Annotated in this window: 15 protein-coding genes; 3 read left to right on the top strand and 12 right to left on the bottom strand. The window is 72.9% G+C overall.

The annotated features are described in order from the left end of the window. The first annotated feature begins 131 nt into the window (after positions 1–131). A complete protein-coding gene (locus BKA00_RS20025) occupies positions 132–1,361 on the top strand; it encodes an RNA-guided endonuclease InsQ/TnpB family protein (RefSeq protein ID WP_185027162.1) in 1,230 nt (409 codons plus the stop codon). On the opposite strand, the gene BKA00_RS20020 is transcribed toward BKA00_RS20025, so the two are convergent. From BKA00_RS20020 to BKA00_RS19975, 10 genes are all read right to left on the bottom strand, one after another. Then, entirely contained in the window at positions 1,354–2,169 is an 816-nt protein-coding gene (locus BKA00_RS20020; protein ID WP_185027160.1) for a [LysW]-aminoadipate kinase, read from the bottom strand. The genes BKA00_RS20025 and BKA00_RS20020 overlap by 8 nt on opposite strands. Further along, positions 2,169–3,182 (bottom strand): N-acetyl-gamma-glutamyl-phosphate reductase, encoded by a 1,014-nt coding sequence (gene argC / locus BKA00_RS20015; RefSeq protein ID WP_185027157.1) that lies wholly within the window; start codon positions 3,180–3,182, stop codon positions 2,169–2,171. Before argC ends, BKA00_RS20020 begins: the two co-directional genes overlap by 1 nt. After that, positions 3,179–4,048, bottom strand: a complete 870-nt coding sequence (gene lysX, locus BKA00_RS20010; protein ID WP_221493229.1) for a lysine biosynthesis protein LysX — start codon at positions 4,046–4,048, stop codon at positions 3,179–3,181. The genes argC and lysX overlap by 4 nt, the downstream gene beginning before the upstream one ends. After that, positions 4,045–4,212, bottom strand: coding sequence for a lysine biosynthesis protein LysW (lysW, locus tag BKA00_RS20005; RefSeq protein WP_185027155.1), 168 nt, complete (start codon positions 4,210–4,212; stop codon positions 4,045–4,047). Before lysW ends, lysX begins: the two co-directional genes overlap by 4 nt. After that, positions 4,187–5,197, bottom strand: a complete 1,011-nt coding sequence (locus BKA00_RS20000; RefSeq protein ID WP_185027153.1) for a transketolase family protein — start codon at positions 5,195–5,197, stop codon at positions 4,187–4,189. Before BKA00_RS20000 ends, lysW begins: the two co-directional genes overlap by 26 nt. After that, positions 5,194–6,027: a transketolase gene (locus BKA00_RS19995; protein WP_185027152.1), complete on the bottom strand. Its 834-nt coding sequence runs from the start codon at positions 6,025–6,027 to the stop codon at positions 5,194–5,196. Before BKA00_RS19995 ends, BKA00_RS20000 begins: the two co-directional genes overlap by 4 nt. Further along, entirely contained in the window at positions 6,027–6,881 is an 855-nt protein-coding gene (locus BKA00_RS19990) for a family 3 encapsulin nanocompartment shell protein (RefSeq protein WP_185027150.1), read from the bottom strand. Before BKA00_RS19990 ends, BKA00_RS19995 begins: the two co-directional genes overlap by 1 nt. 2 nt (positions 6,882–6,883) lie before the next feature. After that, positions 6,884–7,657, bottom strand: coding sequence for an SDR family NAD(P)-dependent oxidoreductase (locus tag BKA00_RS19985; protein ID WP_185027148.1), 774 nt, complete (start codon positions 7,655–7,657; stop codon positions 6,884–6,886). A gap of 1 nt (position 7,658) precedes the next feature. Further along, positions 7,659–8,546: a sulfotransferase gene (locus BKA00_RS19980; RefSeq protein ID WP_221493228.1), complete on the bottom strand. Its 888-nt coding sequence runs from the start codon at positions 8,544–8,546 to the stop codon at positions 7,659–7,661. A 231-nt stretch (positions 8,547–8,777) separates the two neighbouring features. Next, positions 8,778–9,815: a ketoacyl-ACP synthase III family protein gene (locus BKA00_RS19975; protein ID WP_185027144.1), complete on the bottom strand. Its 1,038-nt coding sequence runs from the start codon at positions 9,813–9,815 to the stop codon at positions 8,778–8,780. 157 nt (positions 9,816–9,972) lie between these two features. Between BKA00_RS19975 and BKA00_RS19970 the strand changes: the two genes are divergently transcribed. Further along, positions 9,973–12,222 (top strand): lantibiotic dehydratase, encoded by a 2,250-nt coding sequence (locus BKA00_RS19970; RefSeq protein WP_230298570.1) that lies wholly within the window; start codon positions 9,973–9,975, stop codon positions 12,220–12,222. Here BKA00_RS19970 and BKA00_RS19965 read toward each other — a convergent pair. Beyond that, positions 12,195–13,538, bottom strand: coding sequence for an MFS transporter (locus tag BKA00_RS19965; RefSeq protein WP_221493226.1), 1,344 nt, complete (start codon positions 13,536–13,538; stop codon positions 12,195–12,197). The two genes, BKA00_RS19970 and BKA00_RS19965, sit on opposite strands and share 28 nt — an antisense overlap. Positions 13,539–14,360: 822 nt before the next feature. Between BKA00_RS19965 and BKA00_RS19960 the strand changes: the two genes are divergently transcribed. Next, on the top strand, positions 14,361–14,744 hold the full coding sequence (locus tag BKA00_RS19960; protein ID WP_185027140.1) for a hypothetical protein: 384 nt from the start codon (positions 14,361–14,363) through the stop codon (positions 14,742–14,744). Between the two features lie 427 nt (positions 14,745–15,171). Here BKA00_RS19960 and BKA00_RS38310 read toward each other — a convergent pair whose 3' ends face one another. Continuing rightward, entirely contained in the window at positions 15,172–16,176 is a 1,005-nt protein-coding gene (locus BKA00_RS38310; RefSeq protein WP_221493225.1) for a hypothetical protein, read from the bottom strand. Between the last annotated feature and the right edge of the window lie 41 nt (positions 16,177–16,217).

Genomic DNA, 16,217 nt, shown 5'->3' with positions numbered 1-16,217 from the left:
CGGGGTTCCTCCATGGATGCCCCGACCTTCGTTCCGGGGAAGAAACGGTCTTCTATGGAGCAGGGCGGAGCAGCTGGGGCGTTTCGGCGTCCGCCGGAGTGGTCGGCAGCGAGGCTGCTAGAACGTGGGGCATGGCGCGGCAGGTCAGGCGGGCGTTCAAGTACCGCTTCTACCCCACCGAGGAGCAGGCGGCTGAGTTGTCGCGCACGTTCGGCTGTGTGCGGTTGGTGTACAACAAGGCGCTGGAGGAGCGCACCCGCGCCTGGCACGGCGAGAAGCGCCGGATCTCCTACGCGCAGTCGTCGGCCTTGCTGACGCAGTGGAAGAAGACCGAGGAGCTGGCCTTTCTGGCCGAGGTGTCGTCGGTTCCGTTGCAGCAGGCGCTGCGGCATCTGCAGACGGCGTTCGTCAACTTCTTCGCCAAGCGGGCTGCCTATCCGCGGTTCAAGTCGCGCAAGCGGTCGCGTGCGTCGGCCGAGTACACCCGCAGCGCCTTCACCTTGCGCGACGGTCGACTGACGCTGGCGAAGTTGGGGGCGCCGCTGGACATCCGCTGGTCGCGACCACTGCCCGAAGGAGCCGAGCCGAGCACGGCGACGGTGTCGTGCGATAGAGCGGGCCGCTGGTTCGTGTCCCTGCTGTGTCAGGACACCATCGCCGGTGGCCCCGCCACGGACGCGTTGGTGGGGGTGGACGCAGGGATCACCGCGCTGGTGACTCTGTCGTCCGGGGAGAAGATCGCCAATCCCCGGCATGAGCGTCGTGACCGCGCTCGCCTGGCCAGAGCGCAGCGCAACCTGGCCCGCAAAGCCCCCGACTCGGCGAACCGGGACAGGGCCCGCCGGAAGGTGGCCCGCGTGCATGCGCGGATCGCCGATCGGCGCCGCGACTTCCTGCACAAGCTGTCGACTCGTCTCGTCCGTGAGAACCAAACGGTCGTGATCGAAGACCTCGCGGTCCGCAACCTTCTGAAGAACCGCAGACTCGCCCGCGCGATCTCGGATGCGGCGTGGGCGGAACTGCGCTCCATGCTGGAGTACAAGTGCGCCTGGTACGGCCGCGACCTCGTCGTGATCGACCGCTGGTTCCCCTCCTCCAAGCTGTGCGGAACCTGCGGCACGGTCCGCACCAAGCTGCCGCTCAACTTCCGCGAATGGACGTGCGAATGCGGCGTTGTGCATGACCGCGACGTGAACGCCGCGCGCAACATCAGGGCCGCCGGGCTGGCGGCATCGGCCTGTGGAGACGGTGTAAGACCTCAACGGGACACCTCCCGGACGGGGCGGTCGTCGGCGAAGCAGGAAACCCAGCGGGCGACCGCCGGAACTCCCCGCTCATGGGCGGAGGAGGAAGTCAAGTGATCTCCAAAGTCGTGCCGGCGCCGGCCAGGGCCGCGGTGACGGGGCGGGGGATCCGCCCGTCGCCGATCGACACACGGGGGACGCCCGCGAGCAGGGCCTCGCGGGAGGCGATGAGCTTGCGGTGCATGCCGCCGCTGGCCGCGTGGGGGACGGGCCCCTCGCGCGGGAGCGGGCAGCGGTCGAGCAGGGAGCCTTCATCGGACGGATCGAGCAGCACGCCCGGCGCCGCGGTCAGCAGGACCAGCCGCTCGGCGCGCAGCGCGCCCGCGACCGCCGCCGCGACCCGGTCGGCGTCCACGTTCACCGGCGCGCCGTCCTCGCCCAGCGCGGGCGGCGACACCACGGGGACGAACCCGGCGCCGACCAGCACGTTCAGCACCCGTGGCCGGACGCCGGTGAGCCGTCCGCTGTGGTCGTCGCGGACGATGACGGTGCGGCCGTCGCGCACGGTGCGCTGCGCGGGCTTGCGCCGTGCTCGCAGCAGCCCGCCGTCCAGCCCCGTCAGTCCGACGGCCGGGACGCCGCCGGCGGCCAGGGCGCGCAGCAGCCGAGGCTTGACCCGCCCGGCGAGCGCCAGCGTGAGCACCTCCAGCATGGCCGGGTCGGTGTACCGGCTGGTCACGCCGCTCGGCGAGACGAGGGTGCGGGCGGGCACGCCGAGGTCTCCGGCGAGCCGGTCGACGTCGGCGGCGCCGCCGTGCACGAGGACGGCCCGGCCCGCGAGCCCGGCGAGATCGGCGCACACCGTCTCGGCGGGCACCTGGCCGCCGCACTTCACCACGACGATCCCCCTCGGACCGGTCCCCATCAGACCGGGTGCAGGCCGGGGAACCCCAGGCCCAGGGTCTCGGGCTGGCCGGTGCGGATGTTCAGGCACTGCACCGCCGCGCCCGCCCCGCCCTTCACCAGGTTGTCCAGCGCGGCGATCGCGGTGATCCGGTCGCCGTCCACGGCGAAGCCGACGTCGCAGTAGTTGGAACCGGACAGCAGCTTCGGATCGGGGAGCCGGTGCGTTCCCGCGCGGTGCGCGACGATCCGCACGAACGGCTCACCGGCGTAGCTCTCGCGGTAGGCGCGGCGGACGGCCCTCTCGTCGGCGGAGGCGGTGCCGGTGGCGTGGCAGACGACCTGCACCCCGCGCACGGCCTCGACCCCGGTGGCGGTCATCCTGGCGTTCAGCCCGGTCAGCCGCGCCACCTCCGCCTCGTGGCGGTGCCGGACCGGGGCGAACACCCGGAGCGCGCCGCTGCGTTCGGCGTGCAGGTTGGCGTCCCCGGCGAGGGCGCCCGACCCGCTCGACCCGGTGCGCGCGTCGATCTGCACGTCCGGGCCGATCAGCCCGGTCAGGGGGCGCAGCGCGAGGATCGCCGCCGCGGCCATGCACCCGGGGACGCTGATGAGGTCGGCCTCGGCCAGCTCCGCCCGGAACAGCTCCGGGACGCCGGGAACGAACGCGCCGAGCAGTTCGGGCGCGGTGTGCGGGACGCCGTAGTACCGCTCGTAGACGGCGGGATCGGGGTCGCGGAAGTCGCCCGAGAGGTCGATGACCGTCTTGGCCCGGTCCCGCAAGTGGGGCAGCAGGCTCATCGTGGCCTTGTGCGGGGTCGCCGTCAGCAGCACGTCGCAGGCGCCGAGCTCGTCCGGGGCACTGAACAGCAGGTCGGTCTGGGCCCGCAGGTTGGGGTGGACGGAGTCCACGCGGCGGCCGGGGAACCTGGTCGAGACCGCGTGCGCGACCTCCGTCCCCGGATGGCCGATGAGCAGCCGCAGCAGCTCGCCGCCGAGGTATCCGGCGGCGCCCGCGACGCCGACCCGGATCATGCCGCCTCCAGCACGTGGGCGACGATCGCGTCCGCGACGTCCACGGCCTCGCCGTGCGCGTCCTGGAACCCGCGGAACTCGACGTTGTGGTTGACCTCCAAGACGAGCGGCCCCCCGGGCCCCTCGATCAGGTCGACGCCCAGGATCCCGCCGCCCACGGCCCGCGCGGCCCGCATCGCCGGCTCGACCAGCGCGGACGTGAGCGGGCAGGGCTCGGATCGCGCGCCCCGGGCGGCGTTGGTGCGCCAGCCGTCCGCGTAGCGGTACGTCGCGCCCACGACCGTCTCCCCGGCCACGATCACCCGGATGTCGCGTCCCGGTTTGTCGACGAGTTCCTGCAGGTAGACGATGTGCTGGAGCGGTGAGGGCAGGGCGGCCCGGTGCTCCAGGACGGCCTGCGCCGCCTCCCGGTCGCGCACCGCCGCCGCGAGCCGTCCCCACGACCCCGTCAGCGGTTTGATCACCACGGGGAAGCCCAGCCGCTCGGCGGCCTCGGCGCCCTCGTCCGGGGTGAGCGCGACCGCCGTGCGCGGGGAGGGGACGCCGGCGCGCTCCAGTTCCAGGGAGGTGCGCAGCTTGTCGCCGCAGACGGCGATCACGTCCGACCGGTTGACCGTCGGTACGCCGCGCGCCTCCAGGATCATCGACGCGTAGAGGGCGCGGCTGTGGGAGATCTCCCGGTTCAGCGCCGCCGCGTACCGCGGCCCGGCGCCCGCCGCCCCGCCTCCCGGCGCCCCACCGCCGAGTTCGGAGCTGAACCGGCGGGTGTCCACGTGCGCGTACGGCACCCCGCGGCGCTCCAGCGCGGCGAAGATGCGCTTCTCCTCGTACCGCACCCGGGAGGCCAGCACGGCCACCGGCCTCACTCGCCCCAGTCCTCCTCGATCTCGGGGGCGAGCGCGAGGGTCACCGGGTCCAGGCCGACGACCTCCAGCTCGCTGGAGCAGTCGGCGCACTGCGCGACCTCGCTGAGCCGGACCGGCTCGGCGAGCTGGACCGGGCCCTCACACTCTGGACAGGTCTGGGTCATGCGTGCCACCTCCATGGGTTCCGCTGGTCAGGGTCAGCGCCGCGGCGGCGACCGCGCCCGCCGTGATGCCGTACCGGTCGAGCAGGTCCTCCTGGCCGCCCGCGCGCTCGGCGAACGTGTCGGGCATGCCGACCCGCGCCACCCGGGCCGGCGCGTGCTCGGCGAGGGTCTCGGCGACGGCGCCGCCGAGGCCGCCCGAGCGCCAGTGCTCCTCGACGGTGACGACGCCCGCGGTGCCCTCGGCCGCCGCGACGACGGCCGCCGTGTCGAGCGGGCGCAGCGTGTGCAGGTTGAGGACGGCGGCCCGCACGCCCCCCTCGGCGAGCCGGTCGGCGGCGCGCACCGCCGCCAGCACCGGGTGCGGCCCGCAGGCGACGATCGCCACGTCCCCGCCGCGCCGCAGCCACTGGGCCCGTCCGATCTCGAACGGGCCGCCGCCGGGCGACGCGCCGTCCAGGTCGGGGGTGGCCGAGCGGCCGAGCCGGACGTAGACGGGGCCGGGCAGCGCCGCGCTCTGCCGGACGGCCTCGCCCGCCTGCCCCGCGTCCCCCGGGACGACCACGGTGAAGCCGGGCATCGCCCGCATGACGGCCAGGTCCTCCAGCGCGTGGTGGGTCGGGCCGAGATGCCCCGCGGCGAGCCCGCCGTGGGTGGCGACGATGCGGACCGGCAGCGCGTTGTACGCGATGTCGATCTTGATGGCCTCCAGCGCGCGGGTCGCGGCGAAGGTCGCCATCGTCGTGACGAACGGGACCTTCCCGCTGGCGGCCAGGCCCGCGGCGGTGCCCATCAGGCTGTGCTCGGCGATGCCGAGGTTGAGGTAGCGGCCGGGGACGCCGGCGAACGCGGCCGCCTCGAACAGCCCGGTGTCGCTGTCCAGGCAGTACAGGCGGTCGTCGGCGCGCATCAGCTCCGGCAGCAGGTCGCGGTACACCTCCCGCGCGGAGCGCGGCCGGGGTGTCTCCGGTGCGCGGCCGGCCGTCATGAGACGGTCCGCCTGCGCCGGGCCTGGAGCACGGCCAGGGACCGCTCGGCCTGGCGGCCGCTCAGCCTGGCGTAGTGGCTGCGCGTCTTCGCCTCCAGCGACGGCAGGCCACGCCCCTTGACCGTTCGGGCGATGACCACCGTCGGGGGCCCGTCCCCGGTGGGGGAGAGCGCCTCGCGCAGCGCGCCGAAGTCGTGGCCGTCGGCCTCGCGCACCGTCCAGCCGAAGCTGCGCCAGCGGTCCGCCAGCGGCTCCAGCCCGACCGCGTCCTCGGTGGGGCCGGTGATCTGGAGGCGGTTGCGGTCGACGACGGCCGTCAGGTTGCCGAGGCCGAGCGCGGCGGAGGCCATGGCCGCCTCCCACACGGAGCCTTCCTGCAGCTCGCCGTCCCCGAGGACGGCGAAGCAGCGGCGGCCCCGGTCGGCGACCGCGAACCCGTTGGCGAGCGCGAGCCCGTGCCCGAGCGACCCGGTCGGCATCTCCACCCCGGGCACGGCGCGGACCGGATGGCCCATCAGCCGGCTGCCCGGCCGGGAGTACTCGGCCAGTTCCGCGACGGGGAGGAAGCCCCGCTCGGCCAGCACCGCGTACAGGCACATCGCGCCGTGCCCCTTGCTGAGGATGAGGATGTCACGCTCCAGCGCGGCGGGACGGCGCGGATCGACCCGCATCACCTCGAAGTACAGCAGGGTGAGGATCTCCACCAGCGACATCGACCCGCCGAGGTGGCCGCCCTCCGGCCCGGCGCACATCCGCACGATGTGCTCGCGGACCCGGTGGGCGACCTCCGCCGGGTCCGCCGGCGGACCGGCCGGTGCCGGCGCGCCCATCAGCGCCCGCCGGGAAGCGAGGCGAGCACGAAATGGCCGGGCAGGTGGACGGCGAGGCCCTCGCGGATCTCGGCCACCAGCGCGTCCCCGTCCAGCCTGATCGTCGAGGACCGGCGGTCGAGCAGCGTCGCGGCGGCGGTGAAGTCGCCGACCAGGGCCGTCCCCGCGGGCACCATGCGGGTCCTGCTGACCTTGACGCCCTGCACGGCGAGCCGTTCCAGGAACGCGCCGTCCGCCACGAGCGGCCACCAGTCGTCGGGGTGCATGACGATCCCGTCCGCGGATCCGCCGTACCACTCGCACAGCGCCGCCGTCGCGAGCAGCGTCCGGGCCGCGGAACCGCCGTCCGCCGGGTCGGCGGGCCGTTCCCGCAGGCCCGGGACGCGCAGCAGGCCCTGGATCGGCCCGGTCCCGTTGAGCAGGACGTCGTTCTCCGCCGTGCCGAGCCGCACCAGCAACCGGTAGTCGACGAACGCGGCGAGCGCGGCGGGATCGGCGAGGATTTCCTTGGGCACCGGCACCGAGGCCCGCACGACCTGCGTCCGGACCGCCGCGGAGCCGACCTCGAACTCCCACTCCGGGGCGGCGTCGTCCGGCGAGGTGTTCTCGGCCCGCTCGGTGAAGACGGTGACCTCGTCGGCGTCGACGACGGCCTTGCGGAGCAGGTGCCGGACGGTGAGGCGGGGACGGCGCTTGGCCGGCGGGAACAGGTCGCTGATGGAGGCGCGCAGCTCGACCGCCGCGTCCGGCCCGTGCCGGGCGTGGGCGAGCGCGAACTCCTCGCCCGGGCTGCGCCGGGTCAGCTCGGGATCGTCCAGCATCATGCGCACGTCGGACACGGGCAGATCGGACATGGTCAGACCCCCAGGGAACGGCCGCCGTCGACGACCTGGACGGTGCCGGTGACGAAGCTCGCGCGGGCGCTCAGCAGGAACACCCCGGCCGCCGCGACCTCCTCCGGCCGGGCGACCCGGCCGAGCGGGATGCCCGCCTCCCGCGCGACGCGGGCGGTCTCCGCCCCGGGCTCGCCGGTGATGCCGGACAGAAGCGCGTCCGTCGCGGTGTACCCGGGCGCGAGGACGTTGACGGTGATGTCCCCGGGGCCGAGCTCGTGCACCAGTGTCTTGGCGTAGCCGACCAGCCCGGTCCGCACGATCCCCGAGAGCGCGAACGCGGGGATGAGGTCGCGGATCGTCTCGCTGGTGACCATCAGGATCCGGCCCCAGCCGGCCTCCCGCAGGTGCGGAAGCGCCGCCTGCGCGAGCCCGATGTGGGAGACCATCGCGAGGTCGAGGGCGGCGCGGTAGTCGTCCGGGCCGAACGCCCCGGTCGGCCCGGCGGGCGGCCCGGCCGCGTTGGTGACCATGATGTGGACGGCCCCGTGCCGGGACGCGGCGTCGTCGACCCAGGCCCGCGCCGCCTCGGTGTCGCGCACGTCCAGAGCGCGGGTGCCGACGTCCGCGCCGAGGTCCGCGCGGATCGCGTCGCGGGCCTTGGCCAGCCTGCCGGGGTCGCGGCCCGCGATCGACACCGCGGCGCCCTCGCGCACCAGGTCGCGGGCGATCGCGAGCCCGATGCCCGCCGACCCGCCCGCGACCAGGGCCACCTTCCCGTCCAGTCCGAGGTCCACCTCACGCCCTCTTCTCGTAGCCGTACCGGTGCAGCAGCGGGAGCGCCATGAGCGTGGTCGCGGAACGCTGGGGGCGGGGGAGCGCGGCGTGCCACCTGCGGTCCTCCTCGATCCGGGTCCGGCCGCGTCCGAACCGGTCGGGGTTGCCGGTGACCGTGTGGTTGCCGCCGAGCTCGACCGTCCCGTCGGCGCCGACGGGGTTCGGCCCCTCGTGGCCGAGCAGGTCGAGGATGGCGCCGACGGCGGCGCGGGGGCTGCGGACGAGGGCCTCGTAGCGCATGTGCAGCGAGCGGTCCCGGTTCGCGCGGCCGACCGCCTCGGCCGCCAGGTTGAAGCCGGTCCAGTGCCAGGTGCTGTTCAGCGCGGACCGGCGGCCCGTGTACGCCTTGGGCCGCAGCCACGACCAGGCCACCGCGCGCGGATCGCGGATCAGGTGGACGTAGCGGCCCTCGACGCCCGGCAGGGACGCCAGCAGCGCGGCGTCCGAGGCGAACTTGGAGCTGTCGACGATCACGCGCGCCCCCGAGACCCGGGCGACGGCGCGGTAGGCGGCGGCGAGCACGTCCGGCCACCCGTCGCGCGGCGGGTCGCGCAGCACCCGCCAGGTGTGCCGGGTCCGGTACGCCTCCTGCCAGGCGACGACCTCGGCGGCGTGCCGTTCGAGGGACGTCCCGCGCGGGCGGACCTCCTCCAGCACCTCGGACCAGAACGGGCATTCGCGGTGGCCGAGCCCGCAGCCGCACCTGCCGTTGCTGCCCGTTCCGAGAACCCCGTTCAGCCAGAGGAAACGCAGTTCGCCGACGTGCACGATCCCCGGGACCTCGGCGAGGACGTTGCCCAGCATGGTGCTGCCGCTGCGACACCAACCGGTGATGTAAAGCACCTTCATTGGCAAACCGCGACCTTCCGGGGTGTACCGGCACAAGCTGGTCGGGAACATAAAAACATGATCTTTCGTAAAGTGGAACCATCACGAGTGAATCAGGATTGATTCGTCTTTTTGTGACGTCATGACATAACAGAGCGAGGTCGCGATGGCGGGGGCGACCAGCGCTCCGCAATATCGGCGGGCACGCTGGTCGGGACGCTCGGCGAGCGCCTGACATGGGGAGCGGCGGGGTCAGCCGCCCCAGGCGGGACGCCGGATCATCTCGACGGCGGCGCACGTCCAGGCGAACCCGGCGCCGATCCCGACCAGCAGCACCCGGTCGCCCGGCCCCACCAGCCCGGACTCCACCAGATGGGTCAGGCCGGTGAGCTGGTCGGCCGCGCCGACGTGCCCGGTCCGGCGGCCCCAGTCCCACGTGGTGCGCTCCACGTCCAGGCCGAGCGGCTCGGCGTACCGGGTGCGCAGCACGTGCAGGCCGACGTTGGGGAACGCGAACCGGGAGACGTCGGCGATCTTCAGCCCGGCCTCGTCCAGCGTCCGGCCGACGGCCTCGGCCAGGCCGGAGGCGGTCCGCCCCCCGAGGCTCCCCACCAGCGCCCTGGCGTGCACGGCGAACGCGGCGCGGCGCGCGCGCACGTCCACCGGGCGGCCGGGCGCGGAGGCGAACGGCTCGTCGCCCCGGTACATCCCCTCCAGCGCGGTGTCGACGACCGTCGAGACGGCCAGCAGCCGGGCGAAGCCGTCCCGGGCGAGCACCGCGGCGGCCGCGCCGTCCCCGTAGACGATGCCGCGCACGTCCCCGCGCCACCGGTCGAACCCGGGGTCGGCGAACCGGTCCGCGGTCGTGACCAGGGCGGACGCGCGGGAGGCGTCGGCGGCCAGGTAGGAGGCGGCCAGCTCCAGCGCGCCGATGGCCCCCGCGCACATCTGCTGGACGTCCAGCGCGGGCGCCCGCCGGCCGTCGTCGCCGAGGACCTCGCGGTGCACGTACGAGGCGGCCGGCCAGTAGTCGACGCCCTGGAACCAGGCCGACGCGTGCAGCAGGAGCGCGACGTCCGACGGCGGGATCCCGGACCGGTCCAGCGCGCGGCGCGCCGCCGCGGCCGCCATCTCCGGCGGGGCCTCGCCCGTGGCGACCGCGACGGAGGCGTATCCGTCGGCCCTCCGGTCTTCGGCGTCGTAGCGGCCGCCGTCCACCGCCCCGTCCACGTCCACGGCCTCGGGGATCCGGTGGGCGAGCCCGGCGAGGAACAGACCGTCGCAGCGCATGTGCGGACCTCCGGGAGGGTGACGGCAAACTCATCACACATTATGTTGATCTTCTTTGCGGGGCGAGAGCCGTTTCCGGTGGCGGAGGGAGATCTCGGTGGGCGACGGACGGCACTCGGTGCGGCTACCCGGAACGCGATGGTCGGTTTGGCGAGATGTGCTGATCCGCTCCACCGGATTCCCCGCGGACGGACTCGCGCTTTTCGCGGCGCCGGAATGCGCCGCGACCGCCGACGCCTTTCTCGACGGCGCCACCGGCGAAACCGAATTCGCGCAGGCCATGGACGCCGCATTGGCGGACGCGGCCCGCGCCGCCGCGAAGATCGCCGCCGACCCGCTCTTCCGCGAGGCGGTGACGTGGCAGAACCCCGCCGCCGCGACGCATTTGGCACGTCTCGCCGACGGCCCGGACGCCCGGCCGGGGAAGAACCCGAGGCTGGAGCGCAAGAAGCGGCGGGAGCGCGAGAACACCCTCGTCCGCTACTGGCAGCGCTACTGCGGCAAGAACGACACCGCCGGGTTCTTCGGCCCCGTCGCCTGGGGCACCCTCGACCCCGAGGCGGCGGACGCCGTCGAGGCGCGGCCCGGCGGGGGACTGGTGCGGTCCCGCAGGGTCGACTACGAGTTCTGGGCGCTGGAGGCGTACGTCGCCGCGCTCCTGGACGACCCGGACGTGGCGCCGTGGCTGCCCGCCGGCGTCCACCCGCATCTGCTCGCCGACGGAGAACGCGTCCTGAGGCCGGGGGCGGACCCGCGTCCCCTGACCGCCGCCGAAGCCGAGGTGCTGTCCCGCTGCGACGGCACCCGGGCCGCGGCCGAGATCGCCCCCGGCCCGCACCTGGCCACCGCCCTGGAGCGGCTGGTCGACGACGGAATCGTCTGGCGGGGCGTGAACATGCCGTACAACCCGAGGGCGGAACAGGTACTCCGCGAGACCCTCGACGCGATCGCCGAGCCGCGGGCCCGGGACCGGGCCCTGGCCGGACTCGCCCGGCTCGACCGGGCCCGCGCGTCCGTGGCCGCCGCAGCAGGCGACGCCGTCGCCCTGGCCGCCGCGCTGGAACGCCTGGACACCGAGTTCACCGCCGTCACCGGGGCGGACCCGGAGCGGCGCAGCGGGCAGATGTACGCGGGACGGCGGCTCTGCTACGAGGACACCGTCCGCGACCTGGACGTCACGTTCGGCCGCCCGCTCCTGGACGCGCTCGCCGGCCCGTTCGGGTCCGTCCTCCTGCCCGCCGCGCGATGGCTGTCGGCCACCCTCGCGGACGCCTACGACGCCGCGTTCCGCGATCTGTACCGCGACCTGCTCGAACCGGGCGCCGGCGGCGTGCCGATGCCGGCGTTCTGGGACGCCGCCCAGGCACTGCTGACCGGGCGCGACCGCCCGGCGGACGCGGTCGCCGCCGAGTTCGCCCGCCGCTGGAACGCGCTGTTCGGCCTGGACGACGCGCAGGGCGAGCGCCGCCTCGCCTTCACCGCCGCCGACCTGGAGGAGCCCGCCGCCCGGCTGTTCGCCGCCGAGCGTCCCGGCTGGGCGGGGGCCCGCATCCACAGCCCCGACCTGTGCCTCGGCGCGGCCGGCCCCGAGGCGATGGCGGCGGGGGAGTTCACCCTCGTCCTCGGCGAGATGCACACGGCGTGGCCGACCCTCGACTGCGCCGTCTTCGCCGACCGGCACCCCGACCCGCCCCGGCTGCGCGCCGCGGCCGCCGAGGACATCGGCCCCCAGTTCCGGCCGCTGTACCCGACCTGGTGGCCCCAGTACACCGCGCGCATCGCCCCCGTCCTCGGGGCCACCGACCGCCAGCTCGCCTTCACCCCGGCGCCGGGAGCGGACCCGGCCCGCGTCCTGCCGCTGGTCGCGCTCACCGTGTCCGAGCATGCCGAAACCCGTGAACACGCCGGAACCCTGGAGGTCACCGGACCGGACGGGCTCCGGTGCCCGCTCCGCGAGGTGTTCGCGCTGCTGTTCGGCTGGCTCGGCGCCGAGGCGTTCAAGCTCGCCGGCGCGGGCCCCCACCACCCGCGGCTGACGCTGGACGGGCTCGTCGTGGCCCGCGAGACCTGGCGCACGACCGTCGGCGGGACGGGCATCGCGCCCGCGCACGGCCCCCGCGAGTACCTCGCCGCCCGCCGCCTGCGCCGCTCCCTGGGCATGCCCGAACGCGTCTTCGCCAAGGTCGGCACGGAGGTCAAACCCGTCTACGTCGACCTCACCGGCCCCCGGTACGTGTCCTCGTTCGCCACGCTGCTGCGCAGCGCCCGCGCGGCCTCCGGCGACGACGTCCCCGTCGTCTTCACCGAACTCCTCCCGGACCTGGACGAATCGTGGCTGCCCGACGCCGGGGGACGGCGCTACAGCTGCGAACTGCGCCTTCAGCTCTGCGACCCGGAACGTCCCTGAGCGCGGAAGGCGACCAGCGCGAGGAGCATGCAGGCGGTGAACGCCACCCCGGCCGTGAACGCGTCCCGCATGCCGTCCACCTTCGACGAACCGGCATGGTCCACGGTGACCAGGACGGCGACGCCCAGCGACCCGCCGATCTGCTGCATGCTCTGCAGCAGCGCCGAGGCGGCCCCGGACTCCCCGGGCGGCACCGACCGCATCGCCGTGAACGTCGCCGCCACCGCCACCAGGCCCGTCCCCGCCCCGAACAGCAGCACCGGCCCGAGGATCACCGCGGCGTACGAGCCGTCCCGCGGCACCTGCGTCAGCCACACCATCCCGGCCGCGCACAGCACCGTCCCGGCGGCCATGATCGGCCGCGGCCCGTACCGGGGCAGCAGCCCGGGCACGGCCCGGCTGGCCGCGATCAGCGCGATCGTCGTCGGCAGGAACCCGAACCCCGTCGCCAGCGGCCCGTACCCCAGCACCCCCTGCACGTAGAGCGTCAGGAAGAACAGCATCCCGCTCATGGCCGCCGTGAGCAGGAACCGCATGAGGAAGGCGCCCACCCGGTCCCGGTCGGCGAACAGCCCCAGCGGGACGATCGGCTGCCGCGCCCGCGCCTCGATCACCGGGAACAGCGCCAGCAGCGCCCCCGCCCCGCAGAAGGCGCCCACCGTGAGCGCCCCGGACCACCCCTGCTCGGCGGCGCGGATGAACCCGTACACCAGGAGCGTCGAGCCGCCGGTGCACGCGACCGCCCCGCCCACGTCGAACCGTCCCTCCTGCCTGGCCGACTCCCGTACCACCCGCGACGCGAGCAGCACGATCGCGAGCCCCACCGGCACGTTGACGAACAGCACGGCCCGCCAGGACGCCCACGCGGTCAGGACGCCCCCGAGCACCAGCCCGGCGACCATCCCCGCACTCGCGACCATGGAGAAGGCGGCCAGCGCCCGGCTCCTGCGCTCCGCGTCCCGGAAGGTGGTCGCGATGAGCGCCAACGACCCCGGACCCGCGAGCGCGGCCCCCGCCCCCTGCATCGCCCGAGCCGCCAGCAGCCACCCCGGCGAGACCGCGAGCCCCCCGGCCAGCGAGGCGGCGGTGAACACCCCGACACCCGCCGCGAACACCCGCCGGTGCCCGAGTAGATCACCGGCCCGCCCCCCGAGCAGCAGCAGCCCCCCGAACGTGAGCGTGTAGGCGTTGACCACCCACGAAAGCCCCGCGTCGCTGAACCCGAGCCCCCGCTGAATGCTGGGCAACGCGATGTTCACGATCGAGGCGTCGACCACCAGAAGAAGCTGGCACCCGCACAGCAGCGCCAGCGCCACCCTCCCCCCGCCCGCACCCACGACACCCCGACCAGACGCCTCCGCAGGGAGCATGGTTCTCCTCACCACAAGCGGCCAGCCCAAAAACTAACCAACCCCCCCACCCCCCACCACCCCCAGATCAGCCCACTCCTAGGACCCTGGCGAACCGAGAAGGGTGCCCCACCATGTCGTTGAGTGATCAAGCAAGCAATCCCGGCAGCACGCTGTGCGCCTTTCTGGATGCTCACCTACCGCAACGTGGCGTGGTGGCGAACCAATGGGTCAGGCAGATACGCAAGGCTCCCTGGGCACCGATCGATGTGAAGGCAGACCGGCCGTAGCCTCGGCACCGCTCTGGAACTGCGAATAGGGCTGGACCTTGCGGCCGAGCCGGCTCACTGGGGGCTTCTGTCATTCCTGCCAGCCGAGACATGCACCAGCCTGCTGACTGCTGCGGGCTTCACCCCGGCCGCCTACGAGCATGTGCCCCCCGATGACACGAATGACCCCGTGCTGTTGGCATGGATCCGCAGGGGCCGTCCCGATCGATGTGAGGACGCCCCCCAGCACGCCGCGCTGGTGGCCTGCGTGGAGCTGGCCGGCGTCGAACAGATCGCCCACCGGCTCCACGCGACACCCGCAGCGCAGGTACGTCGCTCGCTCCTACTGACACTGCAGGCTGCGCGCGGCGGCGGGGCCGATGAGGACCATCCGGCATTCCACGGCTTGCGCCATATGTGGCACGGCTCCCTGCGCTACGGCCGCTAGCAACTCACGAACCTGGGGGAGCGAACCGTCATCGCGCCTTCCCTGTCCCCGGGGTTCGCCATCGCGGATCTGGTGAAGGGTAGGACCCTGGTCGATATCAAGGCCTCTGCCAAGCCCGCTGAACGTTGCGATATCTGGCTGAACCAGCTTCTCGGATACCTGCTCCTCGACCGCTTCAACATTTTCTGCTGGGAAGCCGTCGCGGTCTATCTCGGCTGGCACGCTATGATTCTTTTGGCCTCCGTGCAGCACCTTCTGACAGTTTCCTCCGCAGGCGCCACCCCTGCATTGAGCGACCTTCGTGCAGAATTTCGCAAGGTCATCGCCGATGAACTGGACGAGGCGGCCACCTGGCACCTCCGCGATCGGTATCCGGTTCCCCCGATCACGTCAGATGAAGCCGCACATGACCTGGTTGCGTCAGTCGACCGTAGATCGGTGCCAATACTACGATGATCGATCGCAGGTAGGGCCGGGCTCCCCGGACGGCGGTGCGAGGTTAAAGTCACCCGAGATCTGACCGGCCTGGATGACGGAGCCGTATCTCACATCACCGCTGTTGAAGTTGGAGACCGAGCCTGCCGAGCGTGCTGCTCGTGTGGTGAGAAGGCGCCGAACCTCCTCTTCTGCAGTGGCGTCTGCGTAGAGAAGCGACTCCAGGCGGCCACGCCAATGATCTCCTATCTCCTCGACCCTCGAAACATCGTGAGCAAGGTGTGCCGCCAATATTTCCATTCGCGAGCACTCCAGTTCCTGAAGTGGAGCGTCCGCCGGACCGTGGCGCCCGAACAGGCGCGCCAAACCGCCTTTCGCCTGTGACCAGGAATCTGAGACCATCAGTCCGACGAGTGCGGTCGCTCCGGCGCTCGCAAGTGCGGAGAGTTCAGCTTCCATCGGGCCATCCTTCTTCATTTACATCGGATTCGCCTGGCGGGTCGTACCGGCGGATGAGTTCTTCGGCGACATCCTGGCGTCCGTGCTTGGTGGCCAATTCGGCAAATTGTCGAGCAAGTAGACGGCGGCGAGGATCCGAATGGCTGAATCCCATGGCGTTGAAGAAGGCCTCGAAGCCGTCCTGATCAGGCTCCCCGTATCCTGTTGAGGCCGCCGCGGCTGCCCCGTTCATGGTCGGCAGGTCATCGGTGAATAAGTCATCGGGTGCCGTGAACTGGGATAGGAAGGGAAGGAACGTCTGCGGTATCGCGGCGTTGTTGGCTGCGGACGAGAGTTGTGCGAGCAGGCCGATGTCCTTCACCGTCCGATCCACTTGATCGTCGTTCTTCGCGAGCCACCACACAACGGCGCTCCCGGGGTCCTTCAACACGTCATGCTGTAGATAGTCGCGTCTATTTTGTTCGTATTTGCGCTCGTGTTCCCAGATGGCCTCTTCCTTGCGGACTTCGGCGAGCTTGTCCAAACGCTCCTGGTCAGGTCCGGGAAGCGCGAGCCGGACCGACTCGGCCCTGGCGAGCAGACGTTTTGTCGAGTCCACCTGCATTTCGCCCAGCGCCCCGGCCAGTTCATGCTGGACGAGCGAGGCATGTCCGGGATCTCGTAGCTCGGTGAGTCCGCGGGCCCGCTCCAAAATCGCGTTCACCGCGAGGGCGGCATAGTTGGTCTCGGATTCGGCCGTCTCAGTCGCCGTCGGCGACCACATCACCATGGCGGAGAACTGGAACCGGTAGTCCGGAGACTCGCTGGGCAGCAGGACGTCGGGCAGACGCGTCGCTCTGACGTCCGCAGCCGGGGCCGGCGCGAATGCGAACGCTGCCGGCAGCGAACCCCCCTTCGGCTGACTTCTCGTGTTCCTTGTCCGGAAAAGCAGCAGACCAAAGATCGCGAATGTGGCGGCGAAGGCCGCCCACAGTGGCCAAGGGGCGAAGAGCATCAGGCCAGCGAGGACTGCTCCCGCAGTGGCCGCGAAGTAGA

This window comes from Actinomadura coerulea, from assembly GCF_014208105.1.
Classification (GTDB): Bacteria; Actinomycetota; Actinomycetes; order Streptosporangiales; family Streptosporangiaceae; genus Spirillospora; species Spirillospora coerulea.
The sequence above is the reverse complement of the archived record's forward strand: the minus strand, read 5'-3'. Positions and strand labels throughout refer to the sequence as shown.